Source organism: Enterococcus sp. DIV0755f (assembly GCF_051713725.1).
GTDB lineage: Bacteria > Bacillota > Bacilli > Lactobacillales > Enterococcaceae > Enterococcus_D > Enterococcus_D casseliflavus.
Genome location: NZ_JBIOQL010000001.1, coordinates 324352 through 342336, shown reverse-complemented (window position 1 = coordinate 342336; position 17985 = coordinate 324352). Strand labels below are relative to the sequence as shown.

The following is a 17985-nucleotide window of genomic DNA, read 5'->3' as shown; positions in this document are numbered from 1 at the left end:
CTTCTCCTATTCTGTAAACGGGCGATCTTCACTGATTTGGATCGGACGGATCGATTTTGCTTTACCAGTGGCTTCATCAATCTCAAGCAAGCAAGCCGACAAAATACTGCGGCCTTTTTCAATCACTTCAAACCGTTGCGGCAACGCCGTCAAAAATTTTTCAATGACTGGTTCGCGTTTCATCCCCAAGATCCCATCATAAGGACCAGTCATGCCGACATCTGACAAATAAGCTGTTCCTTGGGGCAAAATCCGCGCATCATTGGTCTGGACGTGGGTATGCGTGCCGACGACTGCCGAAACACGGCCATCCAAATACCAGCCCATCGCTTGTTTTTCGCTGGTGGTCTCCCCATGAAAATCCACAAAGATAAACGGTGTACGTTTGCGGGCAATCGCAACCAGTTCATCCATTTTGCGAAACGGATCATCAAGGTCTACCATGAACGAGCGAGCTTGCATGTTGATTACCGCTAATTCAATGGTGTTGACTTTCACAAATACCATGCCGACGCCCGGTGTTCCCTCTGGAAAATTGGCTGGACGAATCATTTTCTTCGCATCGCCAATAAATTCAAAAATGTCACGGTTGTCCCATGTATGATTGCCTAGTGTCACGACATCGACACCATCTTGCAAAAATTTCTTATAGATTTTACCAGTGATCCCACGACCCGCCGCCGCATTCTCGCCGTTTGCGATCGTCACCTGTGGTCGATACGCCTTTTTTAATTTTGGAAGGTACTCCGTGATCGTTTCTCTTCCTAATGAACCAACTACATCTCCAATGAATAATACCCGCACACATTTTTCCTCTTCTCTTTTAGCTTCTTTTCTATTATAAGGGTTTTGGTCCAGAAAAAAAAGGTTCTTTCACTTGCGGTTCTTCCCTGCAGCAGGACAAAAAAACACGCTAGACTCTTTCGCATCAGTCTAGCGTGTCGCTTAATTCTCTTAGGAAACAGTGGTGTCCTCTTGTCCTACGTGTTCTACGATCGCCACGATCAAATCACGGGCTTTTTCCATCGCTTCCACGGTAATAAATTCATACTGGCCATGGAAGTTTTCACCGCCGACAAATAAGTTCGGTGTTGGGATCCCTTTATAGGTGATTTTCGAGCCGTCGGTCCCGCCACGAAACGGTGCTTCGATCGGCGTCACGCCAATCGCTTGCATCCCTGCTCGGGCAGCTTCGATACTGCGGGGATCTTTCTTGATCAAATCCCCCATATTGTAATATTGGTCATACAGCGTATAGGTGATACGTTCTTGCCCATAGGCTGTGTTCAGTTCATCAATGATCCCCACGATGTTGGCTTTTCGCTGTTCAAAAAGCGTATGATCGTGATCACGAATGATATAAGAAACTTCTGCTCGACCAATATGTCCCGTCAAATTGTGCAGCAGGTAGAAGCCTTCATACCCGCGGGTGCGTTCAGGAACTTCCTCTGCTGGTAAGGCATCATCGATTTGATGCGCGATTTTCAAGGCGTTGAACAAACGACCATAGGCAGTCCCAGGATGCACACTCGTACCGTCGATCGTTATATCGATACGAGCCGCATTAAAGGTTTCATACTCCATATGGCCCACGCGACCACTGTCCATCGTGTAAGCAAATGCTACTGGAAAATCCGCCGCATCAAAGCGATCAGCGCCAGTCCCGATCTCTTCGTCAGGACCAAAAGCGACCCAGACATCGCCACGCTTATGCGCATCCATCGTTTGTAAGATCCGCAGCGCATCAATGATCTCTGCGATACCAGCTTTATCATCTGCACCCAGCAGGGTCGTTCCATCCGTTGTGATCAACGTTTCGCCGACATAGTCTTTGAGATTAGGAAATTCAGCAGTTGTCATATAAATAGCTTTTTCTTTATTTAAACAAACATCCTTGCCATCGTAATTTTCATGGATCTGCGGTTGAATATTTTCAGCTTCGAAATCTGCCGTATCTACATGGGCAATAAAGCCGATCGCCGTTTTTTCAGGATTACCAGGTAGACGTCCGATCACAAAACTATTCTTTTCATAGTAAGCAACATCCGCTAATCCCATCTCGATCAACTGATCTTTCAATAAAAGAGCCAACTCAACTTGTCCCTGCGTCGTTGGGATGGTCTGACTCGTGGCATCCGAGCGAGTATTCATTTTTGCATAGGTCAAAAAATCCTTTAAGATTGCTTTCAATTCTGCACGTCCTTTTTCTTCAATTCTTCTACTATCTTTATAACGACAGGGGACGATTGTCCGTTTCGTGGATCACTTGTCGAAAATCAGCAAAGCCAGCTGCTAACCCGCGCAGCAAGATCTCTGCCGTTCCCATATTGGTGGCTAAAGGAATCTCGTACACGTCTGACAAGCGAATCAATGCCGTTACATCTGGTTCATGGGGTTGTGCGGCTAAAGGATCGCGCAAAAAGATCACCATGTCCAAGTCATCTTGCGAAATCATGGCGCCAATTTGCTGGTCTCCTCCCAGCGGCCCTGATTTGTAGCGGTGGACAGGCAACTGGGTTGCTTCTTCGATCCTCTTCCCCGTAGTTCCTGTTGCGAAAAGTTCATGCTGCGCTAAAATTTCTCGATAGGCAGTCACTAATTTTACCATTACATCCTTTTTTCGATCATGAGCAATCAATGCGATTTTCATTTGCTGCATTCCCCCTTTTTTCTATTGTACCAATTTATTTTCTTTGCGACCGAGAAAAAACAAAAAAACATAGCACAGATGCCGCAAATCGACTGTGCTATGTCTAAAGGATTCCTTTTTAAATCAGTTGTAATTCTTTCAAGGCTAACCAGATACCATCTTCATCATTGCTAGCGGTCACCATATCTGCGACTTGTTGGATCTCAGGGACCGCATTGCCCATTGCCACACCGACACCTGCGGCAGTCAGCATTTCACGATCGTTTTGGCCATCACCAAAACAGATCACATCTTCTTGCGCTATCCCTAATTGTTCTGCGACACACAGGATCGTTGCTGCTTTGGAGCCTTCTTTTGGAACGACATCCACACTGTTTTCATGCCAACGTACAAAACGCAGTTTGCTGTATTTCTCGTCAAAGAAATGCTCATACTCTTTTCCGTAAAAAGCCAATGCTTGATAGACTTCTTTTTCTTCAGGAAAGTCCATGTCCAACTCAGGAAGTTGGGCACCAAAGGAATGCATCGCTGCTTCCATTTTAGCAATATCCAACGAAGACGCTCGTTTCGCTGTATCCATCCCGACAAAGGCCGTATCGATCCCAAGCTCTTGGGCTTCTGCCACGAAAGCAGCCAATTGCGTTTCATCGAGCAAGTTTTTATACACCTGCTGATGCGAAAGAAAGGCGGCTGCCCCATTACATAAAATGTAATTATCAAAGGACAACGAACGAATAATGTCTTGGGCGTGAAAACGACTGCGCCCAGTGGCAACGGTCACGAAATGGCCAGCATCTCGCAGAAGATCAAGGGCTTTTAGCGTACTGTCTAGTGGCTGTTTGTTCGAGTCAAGCAAGGTTCCATCAATATCAAAGGCAAAGAATTTCCGATTCATAAAAGGTTAAGGCTCGCTTTCTATTAAGAAGTAACTAAGATTTTGGTCTTGGTTGCGGTCATTTTTACAAAAAACAGCAAGAAAAACCGTACATACTTATTCTTAACACAAATGACCGCTGATTTCAACGCTCCGTTAAGGGATGATAGCTTCTTCCTAGAGAAATGTTAGAGAAAAGAAAAAAAGAAGCATCGCTGCTTCTTTTTGTAGGTTCTGATTAGTCGACATAGGTCGATTTTGAGTTGTTCAACCATGCATAGCCAAGTCCCATGACCAAGCCACCGCCGATATAATTACCGATAAAGGCAAAAACTAAATTATGGATCACACTGCCGACAGTCATGCCTGCCAAGTGTCCGCCTGAAGCCCAGAAAGCTAAGGTAAACGCTGGGAAGTTAGCGATGACGTGTTCGAAGCCTAAGAAAGCAAAGATAAAGATGATGAAAATGATTGCTGCGACTTTTCCAGCATCGTCTTTCATCCGCATGCTTACCAACACGGCTGTGTTTACCACGATATTAGCGAACATCGCTTCCACTAAAATTTGGATAGTGGATTTTTCTAATTTTGCAGTGATCGAGGTCAGCATAAAGTTGTCTGCGGTCAGCCCTTGAAAAGGTCCCGTTAGCGCAACGATCGAGCCGAAGATCACCCCGCCGATCAAGTTGAACAAGACACACGTAAGCAAAATTTTCAATGCCAAAGGAATACTTAGACGTTTACGGTAAACCCCAACAGTCATATACAACATATTCGATGTTCCTAATTCTGCGTTCATATAAAGAATCATGACTAAAGACCAGCTAAACATAAATGCATACAAAATTTTTCCTAACCCGTGAACCATTGATTCACCTTTCATAGCGATCGCAAAAGCAATAGCTGTTCCGAGGGTCAAGAATAAACAAGCCATCATCGCACGTACAGCGTAACGCAAATAACTACTCTTGATCAAATCGATTTTCTTTTCTATGGATGAATCGATCTTCTCAAATAATGGGGATACTGGATTCATTTTTCTACTCCTTTTATGAAAAATTTTACTTCGTTATAATTTGCACAATACTTCCATATTCTAATGACGAAATGCTGATTTGTAAAGAGATATTTGAAAATATAAGTAATTAATGAAAAATTTCAAGCTTTGTTTTCATCAAATCCAAAGCCAGCTCCATCTTGACTTTTGCCCCTAGTTTGTCGTATACTATTCCTTGTGTAAAATAATGCAGCAGGAAAATAACAGCTCGTCACCAGTTCGTTGCCCCTCGGGTGCAATTGCGTAACCGCGGCTGCAAAGGTGAAGATTGAAGAACGAACTGCACGAATGTGAGTTTTTCAACGGATTATTTTACTCCAAACTATTTTATTGGAGGAACTAAATTATGTCTCGTTATACAGGACCATCATGGAAAATTTCTCGTCGTTTAGGAATTTCTTTATCAGAAACTGGAAAAGAATTGGCACGTCGCCCTTACGCTCCAGGTCAACACGGACCAAACAGCCGTGGCAAAAAATCAGAATACGGCATGCAATTAACTGAAAAACAAAAATTGCGTCATATGTATGGCATGAACGAACGTCAATTCCGTACATTGTTTATCAAAGCAAGCAAAATCAAAGAAGGTAAACACGGTGTTAACTTCATGATCTTGCTAGAACAACGCTTAGATAACGTTGTTTACCGTCTAGGTTTAGCAACTACTCGTCGTCAAGCACGTCAATTAGTAAACCACGGTCACGTTTTAGTTGATGGCAAACGCGTTGATATCCCTTCATACCACGTTGAAGTTGGACAAGTCATCAGCGTTCGTGAAAAATCACAAAACATCTCAACAATCAAAGAAGCAGTTGAAGCAACAGCTGGCCGCGCGTCATTTGTAAGCTTTGATAGCGAAAAATTAGAAGGTTCATTAACTCGTTTACCTGAGCGTGATGAATTGTCTGCAGAAGTTGACGAAGCACTAGTCGTTGAATTCTACAACCAAAAACTTTAAGATTTCAACCGACACGATTCCTTTTGGGAATCGTGTTTTTTTGTGGACTCAACGGATTTACGGATCCCTTTAAGAAGACCCTTAAAAAAATACCAAAAAAACCGACAATGATACATCGCTGTATTCATTTGCCGGTTTTGTTCCTATTTTAGATAAAGTTCGCAACAGATTCGCCTTCTTCTTGCTTTTGGCGATAATTAAACATGAGCAGCTCTGTTTGGCGTCGTTTGAAAATGATCTTTCGTAAGTTTCGTGGCACAAATTTACGAATGTCTTCTTCATTGTACCCCACTTGGAGCTTGTTCTCATCTAAGATAATTGGTCGTTTCAATAAGTTCGGGTATTTTTCGATCAATGAAAGCAACTCTTCTAGCTTCAACTCTTCTAAATCAATGTCTAGCTTTTGGTACACTTTTGAACGAGTAGATATAATGTCTTCCGTTCCATTTTTCGTTAAAGAAAGAATCTCCATTAGTTCATCACTATTTAATGGATCGCTAAAAATGTTTCTCTCTTTAAATGGCAGTTCATTTTCGGTCAACCATGCACGGGCTTTACGACATGACGTACAGCTGGGTGTTGTATATAGTGATATCATTTGTTCATTCTTCCTTTCTCTTTGATGTACTTCGATTTTTTGTTTGGTGCTCATCCTTCGATTTGATCGATCGTTTCCTGTTTGACGATATCGGCGATTCGAATATTGATCTCTTTGACTTTCAAAGAAGTCAAGCGGCTAATTTCTTCTAAGACCACTTCTTGGACTTGCGCAAAGAGTTTGGGGATATCTTTGCCGTAAGCCACGATTACTTCCAAATCAACTGCAACCTCTTCTTTGCCAACTTCCACATCAATGCCAGAAGCGACTTGCGGCTGTTCTTCAAGGTTTTCGGTCATATCTGAAAGAAATCTGCCATTTACACTAATCAAGCCATCAATTGACTGCAAAGCGACACCAACAATTGTTTCAATGACTTTCTCTTCAAAGGACAGTGGACTTGCTTGCGCTGCTTCATTAGACACATTCGTTGTTTGCTGATCGTCAGTCATTTTTCACACTCCTTGGTTAAATAAGAAAGGATACTAGAGACATCGCAAAGTCGCATACACGACCTTGTCTAAAGTGGACATTCCTCTTGGGAATTTTTTTCCCTACCTTTCTAGCATAAATTCTTTTTGTTTTTTTTACAAAGAAAAACACTTGTTTTCGGAATAAATTTATCGTGCAAGATAAAATGAATGCGCTAAAAAAATCTCAAAGCATAATTTTCCTGAAATGATTCGTTTTTCTTGACAAAAAAAAAGAAAGCATATACAACGCTCTCTTTTTTTCGTGTTATTTTGACAAAACTTCCAACGGATCAATCAGTTGGTGTCGCGCTAAACTTGGTGAAAGACTGACTTCAAAATGCAAGTGCGGGCCTGTACTGTTCCCCGTACTTCCCATAGAAGCAATCACCTCGCCTTGTTCGACCGTTTGACCGACTTCCACTAAATTGCGATGATTGTGGGCATACAATGTCGTCAGCCCATCTTTGTGCTCGATGGCAACATAATTTCCCCATGAAGAATGATATTCTGAGCGGATCACTGTTCCTGAAAGACTAGCCATGATTGGCGTTCCTTGCGGTGCGGCGAAGTCCACTCCACGATGAAACCCATTGCCTCGTGGACCAAAGACAGAGGAGACAACTGGATTGCTGACAGGATAGATCATCTTTTCGCTGCCTGTCGGTAATTCTGGTTTCTCTTTGTCATAACTCGTCAGGGCATACGCTTCGATCAGCGCATTCAGCTTCTCATTGTATTGTGTATCTGATGCATAACGTCCGGTCAGATATTCCGTGGCGTCTTCATAAGATTCCGTTTCTGATTTCCAAACACCTTTATAAAAATTCGGATTGTGGTCCAATCCTTCTTTCAACAATTTCGCATAATCTTTCAAAGAAGATTCGATGCTGTCATATTGGCGAAAAGTGGCATGAACTGTGTATAAATTACCAGAACCATCGTCTTCTTGCGTTTGGAAGGAAATCCCATTCCCTTCATAAAGTCCCTTAATACCAAATAAGTTATAAAAAGGCTCCTGGCTCAGACGGCTTCTTCCGCTGCCAGACTCTAAAATCGCTTGGGCAATCATGACCGATGCGTAAAGATCTTCTTCTTGTCCAACTTTACGAGCATCTTCTCCAATCTCCATAATAAAGTCCCACGTTTCTTTGACTGGCGTGACTTCAAATTTTGCTGGCTCATCTTCTTGCGGCGGCGTTACCGTCAACTCTGGTACATTCGGTACTTCTTTGATGTCAGGCGAAGGCTGGCTTGGTGTTGATTCTGGCTCTGGATTTGGTGTTGTCTCTGGTTCTGGATTTGGTTCTGGATTTGGTTCTGGTTCTTCTGGTTCTGGCACCGGCTCAGGTGTTGGTTCTGGTTCTGGTTCTGGTTCTGGTTCTGGTTCTGGTTCTGGTTCTGGATTCGGCTCAGGATCAGGATTTGGTGTCGGCTCTTCTGGTTCTGGTGTTGGTTCGGGTGTCGGGGTTGGTTCTGGTTCTGGCAAAGGTTCTGGTGTTGGCTGTTCAGGAGCAGGTGTTGACTCTCCTGGAACTACTTCGCCGTTTTCTCCTGGTACCGTTGCGGCATCTTCAGGGACCAAGCCCATGGTTGGCCCGTTCACTCCCGGAACCGTTGACTCAGCTGTATTTTGACCTGCAGTAGACTCGTTCGTCAAAACAGATGCCGCAGCCGATACTGGCAGCATTGTTGAAAATTGACTGGTAATAATGGCAATCGCCATCCATTTTTTTATTTTCATTCGTGAACTTTCCTCCTTTATTCCTCCCTCTATCATACAAAAAATGCAAGAAACTTTGTAATCAATTTTTGCATTCCTATATGAAAAACGAGAAAAACTTGATTTTTCGCTACTCTTCCCTATCTTTAATTACGCACAAGAAGTTCCTCTTGCTTGCAAAAAAACAAAAAACAACGGTGCTGTTCTTCACCGTTGTTTTTTATGCGAATGAGCGCTAAGAAATTCAGACGATTCTTTTCGTTGCTCGCTCAATGACGATGGGGTTTTGAGTAAGCGTCAGTTTCTTTTGATAGACTTGTAGTTGAATACCACTACCCTTTATTAGCGAAATTTTGATTGACTGATGGTTGACTGACACGTCAATCAAACATTGGTTATACGTAATTTTGAATGTATATTTTTTCCAGTCTGCTGGAATTGTGGGGGCTATTTTTATTCCTTCTCCATCAGTTCTCACGCCACCAAATCCATAGACGATATTCATCCAAGCTGCAGCAATCGAAGTCATATGCAATCCTTCACGAGTATTACGATTGAAATTATCTAGATCCATTCTAGTGGCAAATTCAAAAAAATGATAAGCTTCATTTTCCATGCCCAATTCTGCCGCCAAAATAGAATGAATCGAAGGTGACAGCGAGGATTCGTGAATCGTCCTTGGTTCATAATAATCATAGTTGATTTGCTTTTCCGCTTTCGGAAAAGATTGGTTATACAAGAAAAGAAACATTAAGACATCTGGTTGTTTGATCATATTGTTACGATAGATTCGATCGTAGGACCAATGATCATAAAGCGGGAACTCTTCGACGGGAATCGAGCGGATATCCACATGAGGCAATTTGAAAAAACCATCATGTTGTTCAAACAAACCATACTCCGTTTTTAAAATAAGCATTTCTTTGCTACAAATTTGCCAGTAGCCAATCTCCTTTTCACTTAAACCATGCGCTGATAGAAGGGTACTATATCTAGTTTCGTCACTCGTTTTCAATTTTTTCAATACCTCTACAGTATAATCGAATGTTCTTTTCGCCATATAATTTGTATACGTGTTGTGATTTACCATCATCTGAAATTCATCTGGTCCCATCACCCCAAAAAAGCCAAATTCACCTTCTGGAGACCAATCACCTCTAGAAGCTAAAAAGCGTGAAATTTCAATCAACATTTCGATTCCGTGTCCATACAAAAATTCAGTATCTTTTGCTACCTGCATGTAGTGCCAGATACCATAAGCAACAGCCGTGCTTGGCTGAAACTGAAGGCTGGCATGCTGCCAAAGATCGCTGGCTTCGTTCCCATTCAATGTAGCGATGGGATAACAAGCTCCTTGGCAATCAAGCTGGCGTGCTCGTTTTTTTGCTTCCGCCAAAGTATGATAGCGAAATTCTAATAAATTTTTTGCAGCATCAAGATTTGTCAATAAGTAAAAAGGAAGGCAGGAAGTTTCCGTATCCCAAAAAGCATGTCCACCGTATGCTTCACCAGTGAGCCCTTTCGCACCAATATTATGACTAGGATCTTGACCATGGTATGTTTGATGTAACTGAAAGATGCAGTAGCGAATCCCTTGTTGATTACTTGGATCACCATCGATTTGGATGTCTTCCTTAGCCCAAACATTTTGCCAATAGGTGCGACTCTTTCGTTCCATCTCATCAAAGGAAAGACTTTTTTCCAGATCGGTGAGACAATGGTGTTTTAGTTGATTTAAATCAAGTCCGGTTTTATCGGCAATATTTACCGCATTTCGGTTTACTTGAAAGTTCATCCCTTCTTCTAGTTTAACGTTAAACTTGCGACCAATAAATTTATCCCTTTCCACAAGTTGCGTGTCGAGGGACTCAGTGGCGGATAAAGAAAAGCCAGCATAAATGGTTTGCTTGGTGCTTCTTGTTTCTGCTGCTAAAAACGCATGCCTATTTGAAGATTCTTTTTCTCGTTCCACCCAAAAATTTTGACCTTCAGATAGATGGCTCGTGGCAAAGTCAATCCCCATCAAAATTGAGATGGATGGACTACCTTCAATGACTTTTAACGAGATCTGCTGATACCCTAATGATACCGTTTCTCTATCTAGTGAACGTACAAAAGTCACCTTTAATTTGATATCCTTCTCAGGTTTCCAATAAAAACTACGAGTCAAGATACCTGTTCTAAGATCAAGTCGTCGTTGAAAAGATTCGATATCTGAATAAGCTAAATCTAGTAACACCTCACCACACCAAATTCTGGTATATAGCCAATCGACCGCATTGACCATAAAATGACTCCTCGAAATGATCCCCTTATACTTTACGCGGTTTTCCTTAGGGCTATTTTCGTAGATTCCATTGAAGTAGCTACCTAGCAATCGTTCTCCCGAATATCCTTCTTCAAAATAACCACGGATGCCCATATATTCATTTGCCAAAGAAAAGATCGATTCGGACACTTCACTTCGTTCTTTATCAAACCCTTCTTCTGAAACACTCCACGGATCAACCGTATAGTATCTATCTGCAATCTTCCCCATAACACGTTCCTTTCTAGTATGTTGTTTTTCTTACAATCAATTTCCCATTGAGTAATGTGATTTGCGGTTCATTCGAATGGTTATCAATGATATTGACCAAGGTAGTCATGGCTGCTTCCCCTTTTTTAATCTGATCTAATCTGATCGTAGTTAACGGAGGATCATTTAAAGCTGCATAACGGATATCATCAAAACTGATGATCGACAGTTTCTTTTCATAAAAAATAGCTTCTTGTTTTAATTTATGAATAAACTTGATCGCTAAGTAGTCTGCTGTAACGAGCACTGCTTGAAACTTGTCTATGCTGCTGATCATTGTTGCTTGTTGTTCTTCTGTATACTCTAATCCCTCATCAGGCTTTATACCAAAATCCTGCAAAGCCTGATGATAGCCTAGATACCTTTGTTGAATAACCGATGTCTTTGATTGATCAAATTCATAGGACAAAAAGCCGATCTTAGTCAGACCCTTTTCAAGTAAAAAGGCAGTCGCTTCATATGCCGCTTTTTGATCATTCGTATTGATAAAAAAACTATTCGGATAGTCCGTGATTCGATTGAACACTTCATCTTCTAGATGTGTATCAATGAAAACGATTGGGACCTGGACAATCCGATTGACTTCTTCAAATAATTCTTGACTAAATCCTACTGCAATAAACCCATCAAATTTCCAATTTTTCTGTAATTCTCCAATATCATCTGTTTTGGTCACGCTATGGACGAGTGTAAAAAAGCTGTGCTCTTTTGTCACTCGCTGTATGCCATCTAGAACTTCTGTCACAAAAGGGTCCGCAAAGTCCAAATTTTTTTGATCTGAAAAATACAGTACCCCAATTAAGCGAGAAGAAGATTTGACTAACGCTCGTGCATTCATATTTGGTGAATAATTATATTTTTTTATGATCCCTTCGATCATTTCTATCTTATCTTGGGACACACGGTGCGCTTTTTTATTTATAACATTCGAGACTGTCGTCACACTGACCCCTGCTTCTTCTGCAATTTTTTTAATTGTAATCCTCATGCGCTTTGTCCTTTCGATAGTACTTGTTTTTCCTTATTATACCGCATTGTCGAGAAGCATCAATCAAAGGATAGCCGACAAGAACGGGTACCCTTTATTAGAACTATGACAATTTAAGAAAGTGGACTCTTTCCTCCTTGAGTTCTTCTTACGCTCTCTATTTTGTAGGACAAAGGGGCACAGCACATGGATCAAGGTCTCTAGCTAACTACGAACTCATCAAATTTCTTGGGGTTCAGCGATGGTTCGCTCAGTCTTTTGATACATTTTTTTTAAGAGCAGATTATTGATCAATGAAGTCATGGCGAACCCACCAAACGTATAAACGTAAATAGCAGTCAACAATCTTTCGGGACTACTCAAGCTAAAATACATCATCATACTATTAAAGAGCAACAGCAAACCCGCTTGCTTCCCATTTTGAATCGCTATCAGCAAACAGTTCTTGATACTACGCCACACACCATCTTCATATCTACCAATATAAGAAAATAGCATGACAAACAATAATAAGAGACAGACGATGAAAGGGAATAAAATGGCTAAGCCAATCACCCTAAAGACTATAGCTTGAAGGGTAAACAAATAGAAATTGAGTGAAAAGATCGTTGTAAAAAAAAGAATACCTAACCAAATAATTGTTGCTTCAAAAAAATCCCTTTTTATCGTAGAAAAGTAGTGTCGCACAAGCCCTTCTTCTTGCCCCGCCAGTATTTTTTGCCAACAAGTGTTCATGGCTGTCAAAGAGACGCCGATTGTAAGGATCGGCAGACTAGTAAGAAGAAATAAGCCATTAAGCAAGCATATATCGGTAATCCTTGTTAATCCTTTCATCAATGGCGTATCAAATCGAAACAAAGTTTTCATGTATACTCCTTTCACCTAGAATAGGAAGGCTGAAGCAGTATTTCTACTTCAGCCCACACGATCTAATTTATAATTGCTGAGTATCGATCAAAGGCATCATTTTGGATCCCCATAAACTCTTCGATCCCCATTGCGTTCAATTGTTCCAGATAGCTCTCCCATTCTTCTTCAATTCCGCCTTCTACTACCCATTTGGCAGCCATTTGCGAAGCATAAGAACTAATATCTACATAAAGTGCTGACAACCGAGCCAATTCTTCTTGCGAGTAAATCACATTCGGAAATGCAGGTTGGACGTATTGATTGATTTCACTATCAAGAATCAATTTCAATCCATCCCCTTGTGTTTCATCAATCGTCACACGCTCATTAAATTGATCATCCACATATTTTGGTCCAAAATCGCGCAATGAATTGATCCAAGCCCATTCATCCGCTGATTTCCCATCCTGTGGTGGTAAAACTGTATACTGGTCCCCGTTTTTCTCAACACCAACACCAAATGAGCCATAAAAGGTTTGAATGCTTGCATCATCTGTATAGAATTGATCAGCCCACTTTAAGAGCGCAGCAGGATTTTCACAACTCGTTGTTATCATAAACTCATTCCGACCGTAGTTATAATGATCTGGATCGGATATGACATAGCGTTGTCCATCTGGTCCTTTCAATGGTGGTAGTGCAACATACTCCTCAGCATGTAAGCCAAACGTTGCATCCGCCGTCCATCCAGCAGCCACCCCTACAAGAGCGGTATCTTTATTCATTCGTTTCGCATCACTCATGGATGTATCTTGGGTAAACAATTCTGGATCAATTAACCCAGCTTGATACACCTCACTCATCCAAGCAATGCCATCACGATAGGTTTCTTCCATGCGTAAGTAGATTGGTTTTCCATCCTTCATTGACATTTCGTACGTATTGTCAGCTCCAAGCCGATTGTTAAACGGTAAAATGAATGAGAAGGTTTCACTAAAGTTTCCGACACCATACGGAATCTCATCCGTTGCATCTCCATTTCCATTGGCGTCCTCTTCTTTAAAAGCTGTTAAGACATCAATAAAATCTTCATACGTATCAGGCATCTCCAAGCCAAGATTATCAAGCCATGTTTGATTGATAAATAGTTGGTTCGCAATGAGTGGACGCATCGGTAGTTTTTTCGGCAAGCTATAGATATGCCCGTCTGGAGAGGTGATCATTGCTTTAATTTTCGGATCTTCCGACATAATGCGAGTAAGATTAGGCATGTTTTCTGCAATCAAGTCTTCTAAAGGGATAAACACATCTTGATTTTGGGCTATTTCGGCATCATTAAAGGTGATTGACCCTAAAAAGGCATCAGGCAAATCGCCTCCAGCCATCAAAACAGACTTTCTCTCACCCCAATCTGCTGAAAGATGAATATCCCATTCGATTTGAATCCCTGCATTTTCTTCTGCTTCTTCTAAAAAGCCTTTTGTAAAATCATCTCCCCAGTCTGACCAGCGAACAGTGGTGATTTTAAATTGATTCGTGTCACTTCCTTGCTCCTCTACGGCTCCTTCATTTCCACAGCCAGTCATCATCCCTAAAATTCCTAAAGAACAAAACAAATACCTCCATTTAAACTGTTTCATCATCATTCCTCCATTTTTTATTCTTTCAACGCGCCGATCATGACACCTTGATTAAAATACTTTTGTAAAAACGGGTATAACATCATAATTGGTGCTGTTGATACGACAATTGCTGCATATTTCATCATGTCTGCCGTTGCTCTTAGCTCAGATGCAAGTTCTCCGGTTGCTTGTGTTTGTAGTAATTGATTACTTATTAGTAATCGTCTAAGTATCAATTGCAGTGGTTGTAGATTGTCATTGGTCAAATAAATCAATGCATTGAACCACGAGTTCCAAATACCAACTGCTGTCCATAAACCGATAACAGCCAATATCGCTTTTGAAAGTGGTAATACCATGCTAAAGAAATAACGGATCGTTCCACAACCATCAATTTGAGCTGCTTCCCATAAACCAGCAGGAATACTATTGTTGAAGAATGTTCTAGCTACGATGATATTGTAACTAGATACTGCAAAAGGAATGACCATTACCCAAAACGTATCTAAGAGACCAACATTCTTGATCGTTAAGTAAATCGGGATCAAGCCGCCCGAAACGAACATGGGAATAATAAACAATAAAGCCAGCCATTTCCTACCATGCAAATCTTTTCTAGATAAGGCATAACCCGCGGGGATATTAACGAATAATGCGACAGCGGTTCCTACGATGGTATATAAAATGGTATTCAAGTAGCCTCGCCAGAATAAGCTCTGCTCAAACAAGCGGATATACCCATCTAATCGCCATTCATTTGGCCACAACCAAACATTTCCATTCCCGACATCCGCTGGATCACTAAAGGAAGCAATGATCACAAACCAAAGCGGATAAATGATTAGAAGGATCAACAAAATGGCTACCCCATAAACAAAGAAATCGAATATCCTTTCAGAACCAGTTTTTTTACTTTTTTTCATAATCTCCTCCTAAAACAGCCCAGTTTTCGTCAAGCGCCTCGACAATGCATTCACTAAGATCAATATGATTATATTGATCACTGTATTAAATAAGCCGATAGCAGTTGAATAACTATATTGAAAGTTTATTAACCCTACTTTATAAACATATGTGGAGATAATTTCACTTCCTGCTAAATTCAAGGCATTTTGTAACAGCAACACTTTTTCAAACCCAACACTCAATAAACTACCTGCTCTTAATATAAGCAAGATCATTGCGGTGGGAAGAATCAGTGGTAAATCAATGTGCTTGATTTTTTGTAGTCTTGTGGCACCATCCATAGTCGCAGCTTCGTAGTAAGTGGGATCGATCGCTGATAAAGCCGCTAGATAAATAATGCTGTCCCACCCAACATGTTGCCAGACATCACTCCAAACGTATACGCTTGCAAAACTTCCTGGCTGAGAAAGCAAGGAAGGCAATTCTATGCCAACAAGCCGCATGAGGTTGACAATCAAACCATTGGTAGGTGATAGAAACAAGATCAACATCCCGCACATAACCATTGTAGAAATGAAGTGAGGTAAATAGGTGGTGACTTGGAAAAACTTCTTGAATTTTTCTACACGAATTTGATTGCAAAGAATTGCTAATGCAATTGGCAATGGAAAGCCGACAATCATACTGTAGAGGGAAATAGTTAGCGTATTTCTAAGGGTTACTCCAAATTGGAACGAATTAAAAAATTGAGAAAAATGCTTAAAACCAACCCACGGACTTCCAAAAATACCCAGTGATGGGGTGTAATCTTTAAATGCAATTACTAAACCATACATTGGAATATAAGTGAATATGACTAATAAAATCAAAGCCGGCGCTAATAAGACGTACAAAGAAAGACTATTTTTCATTTTATTCTTGTGAAAACTTGCGTTGCTTTTTTTTTGCACATGTAACCCTCCTACAAAGAAAATCATTCTTTTCATTTTTTTTACGGTAGAGATAGGAAAAAAGTAACTACTCCTCCAAATAGCCTTTCGTCTACTATAGAACGAATGTAAAACAATCATTGGCCACGCATCCTGATTGTTTTTTACTTAGAAGTGAATCAATTTTTTAGTCTGTCTCTTGAAGGTTTAACGTTAAACTATAAGACAAAGTTTAACGTTAAACTTATTCGTTGTCAACGCTTTCATTAATAAAAAACAACAAACTTCTTCTGAGTAATTGGATGGTCGTATAAGCACTAGGATTTTGAACAAAACAAAAACAGCAGCGAGCTTACTCCCTGCTGTTTTGATCTATCTTGACTCTATATCGATATATTCCCGATCGTTTGACACTTCTTTGTAGGCGGGACGCATGATTTTTTGTGCGTTGACCAGCTCTTCGATCCGATGGGCGGACCAGCCGACGATCCGCGCGATAGCAAACATTGGTGTATACAGTTCTTCTGGCAGATCCAACATGTTATAAACAAACCCGCTGAAAAAGTCGATATTGGCACTGACTCCTTTGTAGATTTTGCGCTTTTCATTGATGACTTGAGGAGCAATACGTTCGACCATCGTATACAATTGATATTCTTGCCAAGCTTCTGATCCTTTTTCTTGGGCCAATTTTGCCACATAATTTTTAAAAATCGCCGCACGGGGATCGTTGTCGCTGTATACCGCGTGGCCCATGCCATAAATCAATCCTTTACGGTCAAACGCTTCTTTATCTAAGACTGCTTCCAAATAGCTGCGGATCGCCTGTTCATCGGTAAGATCAGCAACGTTGCGCTTCAAATCTCCCATCATTTCCGTCACTTTGATATTAGCACCACCATGTTTAGGCCCTTTCAAAGAACCTAGCGCTGCAGCAATCGTTGAATAGGTATCCGTCCCACTGGAGGTAACGACTCGTGTCGTAAAGGTCGAATTATTCCCGCCGCCATGTTCCATATGCAAAACCAGTGCCATATCCAATGTTTGGGCTTCTTGGAAGCTATATTCTTTCGTTGGACGTAGCATAGTCAAAATCGTTTCAGCTGTACTCAACTCTTCGGTCGGACGGTGGATATACATACTCTCCCCTTGATTGTAATGATTGTAGGCATGATAGCCGTAGATTGCCAAGAGCGGAAAGACACTGATCAGCATCAGACTTTGTTCCAATACATTTTCAATGCTGATGTCATCTGCTTGTGGATCGTAACTTGCCAGTGTCAAGATACTGCGAGATAAGCTATTCATGATATCAGAAGAAGGTGCTTTCATAATGACGTCACGAACAAAATTGGTCGGCAATGTACGTTTTTCTGCTAATAGGCAATGAAAGGCCGCAAGTTCTGTTTTGTTTGGCAGTTCGCCGAAAAGTAATAAATATGCAATCTCTTCAAAACCAAAGCGTTTTTCATTGACGAACCCTGCAACTAACTCGTTGATGTCAATTCCGCGATAACGCAGCTCGCCACAAGCTTCAATTGGCTTGCCAGCAATGATTTTTTCAGGATAAATGGTTGAGATCGTCGTAAGCCCTGCTAAGACCCCCGTGCCATTTAAATCCCTCAGTCCACGTTTCACATCATATTCTGAATAAAGATTCACATCTATCAAATTGTATTTCTGACATTGCGATGCAAGATAGGACATCTTCTCTTTCTTTTCTAATTTTTCCACGGTGATGTTACCTCCAATCTTTCTACAAACTATCGATTACAATGTTATT

General features: G+C 41.1%; 16 protein-coding genes. 1 reads left to right on the top strand and 15 read right to left on the bottom strand.

What is annotated here, in order from left to right; all coding sequences use genetic code 11:
• Nucleotides 1–6: 6 nt before the first annotated feature.
• The 5 genes from IGI73_RS01630 to IGI73_RS01610 form a co-directional block, all read right to left on the bottom strand.
• Entirely contained in the window at nucleotides 7–804 is a 798-nt protein-coding gene (locus tag IGI73_RS01630) for a TIGR00282 family metallophosphoesterase (RefSeq protein WP_010748642.1), read from the bottom strand.
• Between the two features lie 150 nt (nucleotides 805–954).
• The gene (gene pepT, locus IGI73_RS01625) at nucleotides 955–2190 is read right to left on the bottom strand and encodes a peptidase T (RefSeq protein ID WP_428206902.1); all 1236 of its coding nucleotides are present in this window, start codon (nucleotides 2188–2190) and stop codon (nucleotides 955–957) included.
• 37 nt (nucleotides 2191–2227) lie between these two features.
• The gene (locus IGI73_RS01620; protein ID WP_008376307.1) at nucleotides 2228–2650 is read right to left on the bottom strand and encodes a methylglyoxal synthase; all 423 of its coding nucleotides are present in this window, start codon (nucleotides 2648–2650) and stop codon (nucleotides 2228–2230) included.
• A gap of 118 nt (nucleotides 2651–2768) precedes the next feature.
• Nucleotides 2769–3545 (bottom strand): Cof-type HAD-IIB family hydrolase, encoded by a 777-nt coding sequence (locus tag IGI73_RS01615; RefSeq protein ID WP_005227160.1) that lies wholly within the window; start codon nucleotides 3543–3545, stop codon nucleotides 2769–2771.
• 217 nt (nucleotides 3546–3762) lie between these two features.
• Nucleotides 3763–4560 (bottom strand): formate/nitrite transporter family protein, encoded by a 798-nt coding sequence (locus IGI73_RS01610; protein ID WP_005227159.1) that lies wholly within the window; start codon nucleotides 4558–4560, stop codon nucleotides 3763–3765.
• 367 nt (nucleotides 4561–4927) lie between these two features.
• Here IGI73_RS01610 and rpsD point away from each other — a divergent pair, with 367 nt between their 5' ends.
• Entirely contained in the window at nucleotides 4928–5539 is a 612-nt protein-coding gene (gene rpsD / locus IGI73_RS01605) for a 30S ribosomal protein S4 (protein WP_005227158.1), read from the top strand.
• Between the two features lie 148 nt (nucleotides 5540–5687).
• Here rpsD and spx read toward each other — a convergent pair whose 3' ends face one another.
• The 10 genes from spx to IGI73_RS01555 all read right to left on the bottom strand — a co-directional run bounded on the left by spx (nucleotide 5688) and on the right by IGI73_RS01555 (nucleotide 17936).
• Nucleotides 5688–6137: a transcriptional regulator Spx gene (spx, locus tag IGI73_RS01600; protein WP_010748641.1), complete on the bottom strand. Its 450-nt coding sequence runs from the start codon at nucleotides 6135–6137 to the stop codon at nucleotides 5688–5690.
• Nucleotides 6138–6187: 50 nt separating this feature from the next.
• Entirely contained in the window at nucleotides 6188–6589 is a 402-nt protein-coding gene (locus tag IGI73_RS01595; protein ID WP_005227156.1) for an Asp23/Gls24 family envelope stress response protein, read from the bottom strand.
• 286 nt (nucleotides 6590–6875) lie between these two features.
• Nucleotides 6876–8351 carry a peptidoglycan DD-metalloendopeptidase family protein gene (locus IGI73_RS01590; protein WP_438759016.1) on the bottom strand — a complete coding sequence of 492 codons (1476 nt, stop codon included), beginning with the start codon at nucleotides 8349–8351 and terminating at the stop codon, nucleotides 6876–6878.
• Nucleotides 8352–8574: 223 nt separating this feature from the next.
• Nucleotides 8575–10869 carry a glycoside hydrolase family 65 protein gene (locus tag IGI73_RS01585; protein WP_428206905.1) on the bottom strand — a complete coding sequence of 765 codons (2295 nt, stop codon included), beginning with the start codon at nucleotides 10867–10869 and terminating at the stop codon, nucleotides 8575–8577.
• A 13-nt stretch (nucleotides 10870–10882) separates the two neighbouring features.
• Entirely contained in the window at nucleotides 10883–11896 is a 1014-nt protein-coding gene (locus tag IGI73_RS01580) for a LacI family DNA-binding transcriptional regulator (RefSeq protein ID WP_016609209.1), read from the bottom strand.
• A 219-nt stretch (nucleotides 11897–12115) separates the two neighbouring features.
• Entirely contained in the window at nucleotides 12116–12763 is a 648-nt protein-coding gene (locus IGI73_RS01575; RefSeq protein ID WP_087626795.1) for a DUF624 domain-containing protein, read from the bottom strand.
• A gap of 62 nt (nucleotides 12764–12825) precedes the next feature.
• Nucleotides 12826–14391: a sugar ABC transporter substrate-binding protein gene (locus tag IGI73_RS01570; RefSeq protein ID WP_428206906.1), complete on the bottom strand. Its 1566-nt coding sequence runs from the start codon at nucleotides 14389–14391 to the stop codon at nucleotides 12826–12828.
• Between the two features lie 11 nt (nucleotides 14392–14402).
• Nucleotides 14403–15290 carry a carbohydrate ABC transporter permease gene (locus tag IGI73_RS01565; protein ID WP_016609205.1) on the bottom strand — a complete coding sequence of 296 codons (888 nt, stop codon included), beginning with the start codon at nucleotides 15288–15290 and terminating at the stop codon, nucleotides 14403–14405.
• Between the two features lie 9 nt (nucleotides 15291–15299).
• The gene (locus IGI73_RS01560) at nucleotides 15300–16259 is read right to left on the bottom strand and encodes an ABC transporter permease (RefSeq protein ID WP_087626793.1); all 960 of its coding nucleotides are present in this window, start codon (nucleotides 16257–16259) and stop codon (nucleotides 15300–15302) included.
• A 315-nt stretch (nucleotides 16260–16574) separates the two neighbouring features.
• Nucleotides 16575–17936 (bottom strand): citrate/2-methylcitrate synthase, encoded by a 1362-nt coding sequence (locus IGI73_RS01555; RefSeq protein WP_428206907.1) that lies wholly within the window; start codon nucleotides 17934–17936, stop codon nucleotides 16575–16577.
• Nucleotides 17937–17985: the final 49 nt, after the last annotated feature.

What these genes read in the sequence shown, in the direction of transcription:
- IGI73_RS01565 (WP_016609205.1), bottom strand. Translation starts at nt 15,290, where the DNA reads ATGAAAAAAAGTAAAAAAACTGGTTCTGAAAGGATATTCGATTTCTTT.
- IGI73_RS01560 (WP_087626793.1), bottom strand. Translation starts at nt 16,259, where the DNA reads ATGAAAAGAATGATTTTCTTTGTAGGAGGGTTACATGTGCAAAAAAAA.
- IGI73_RS01590 (WP_438759016.1), bottom strand. Translation starts at nt 8,351, where the DNA reads ATGAAAATAAAAAAATGGATGGCGATTGCCATTATTACCAGTCAATTT.
- IGI73_RS01580 (WP_016609209.1), bottom strand. Translation starts at nt 11,896, where the DNA reads ATGAGGATTACAATTAAAAAAATTGCAGAAGAAGCAGGGGTCAGTGTG.
- IGI73_RS01585 (WP_428206905.1), bottom strand. Translation starts at nt 10,869, where the DNA reads ATGGGGAAGATTGCAGATAGATACTATACGGTTGATCCGTGGAGTGTT.
- IGI73_RS01595 (WP_005227156.1), bottom strand. Translation starts at nt 6,589, where the DNA reads ATGACTGACGATCAGCAAACAACGAATGTGTCTAATGAAGCAGCGCAA.
- IGI73_RS01570 (WP_428206906.1), bottom strand. Translation starts at nt 14,391, where the DNA reads ATGATGATGAAACAGTTTAAATGGAGGTATTTGTTTTGTTCTTTAGGA.
- IGI73_RS01615 (WP_005227160.1), bottom strand. Translation starts at nt 3,545, where the DNA reads ATGAATCGGAAATTCTTTGCCTTTGATATTGATGGAACCTTGCTTGAC.
- IGI73_RS01610 (WP_005227159.1), bottom strand. Translation starts at nt 4,560, where the DNA reads ATGAATCCAGTATCCCCATTATTTGAGAAGATCGATTCATCCATAGAA.
- rpsD (WP_005227158.1), top strand. Translation starts at nt 4,928, where the DNA reads ATGTCTCGTTATACAGGACCATCATGGAAAATTTCTCGTCGTTTAGGA.
- IGI73_RS01575 (WP_087626795.1), bottom strand. Translation starts at nt 12,763, where the DNA reads ATGAAAACTTTGTTTCGATTTGATACGCCATTGATGAAAGGATTAACA.
- IGI73_RS01620 (WP_008376307.1), bottom strand. Translation starts at nt 2,650, where the DNA reads ATGAAAATCGCATTGATTGCTCATGATCGAAAAAAGGATGTAATGGTA.
- spx (WP_010748641.1), bottom strand. Translation starts at nt 6,137, where the DNA reads ATGATATCACTATATACAACACCCAGCTGTACGTCATGTCGTAAAGCC.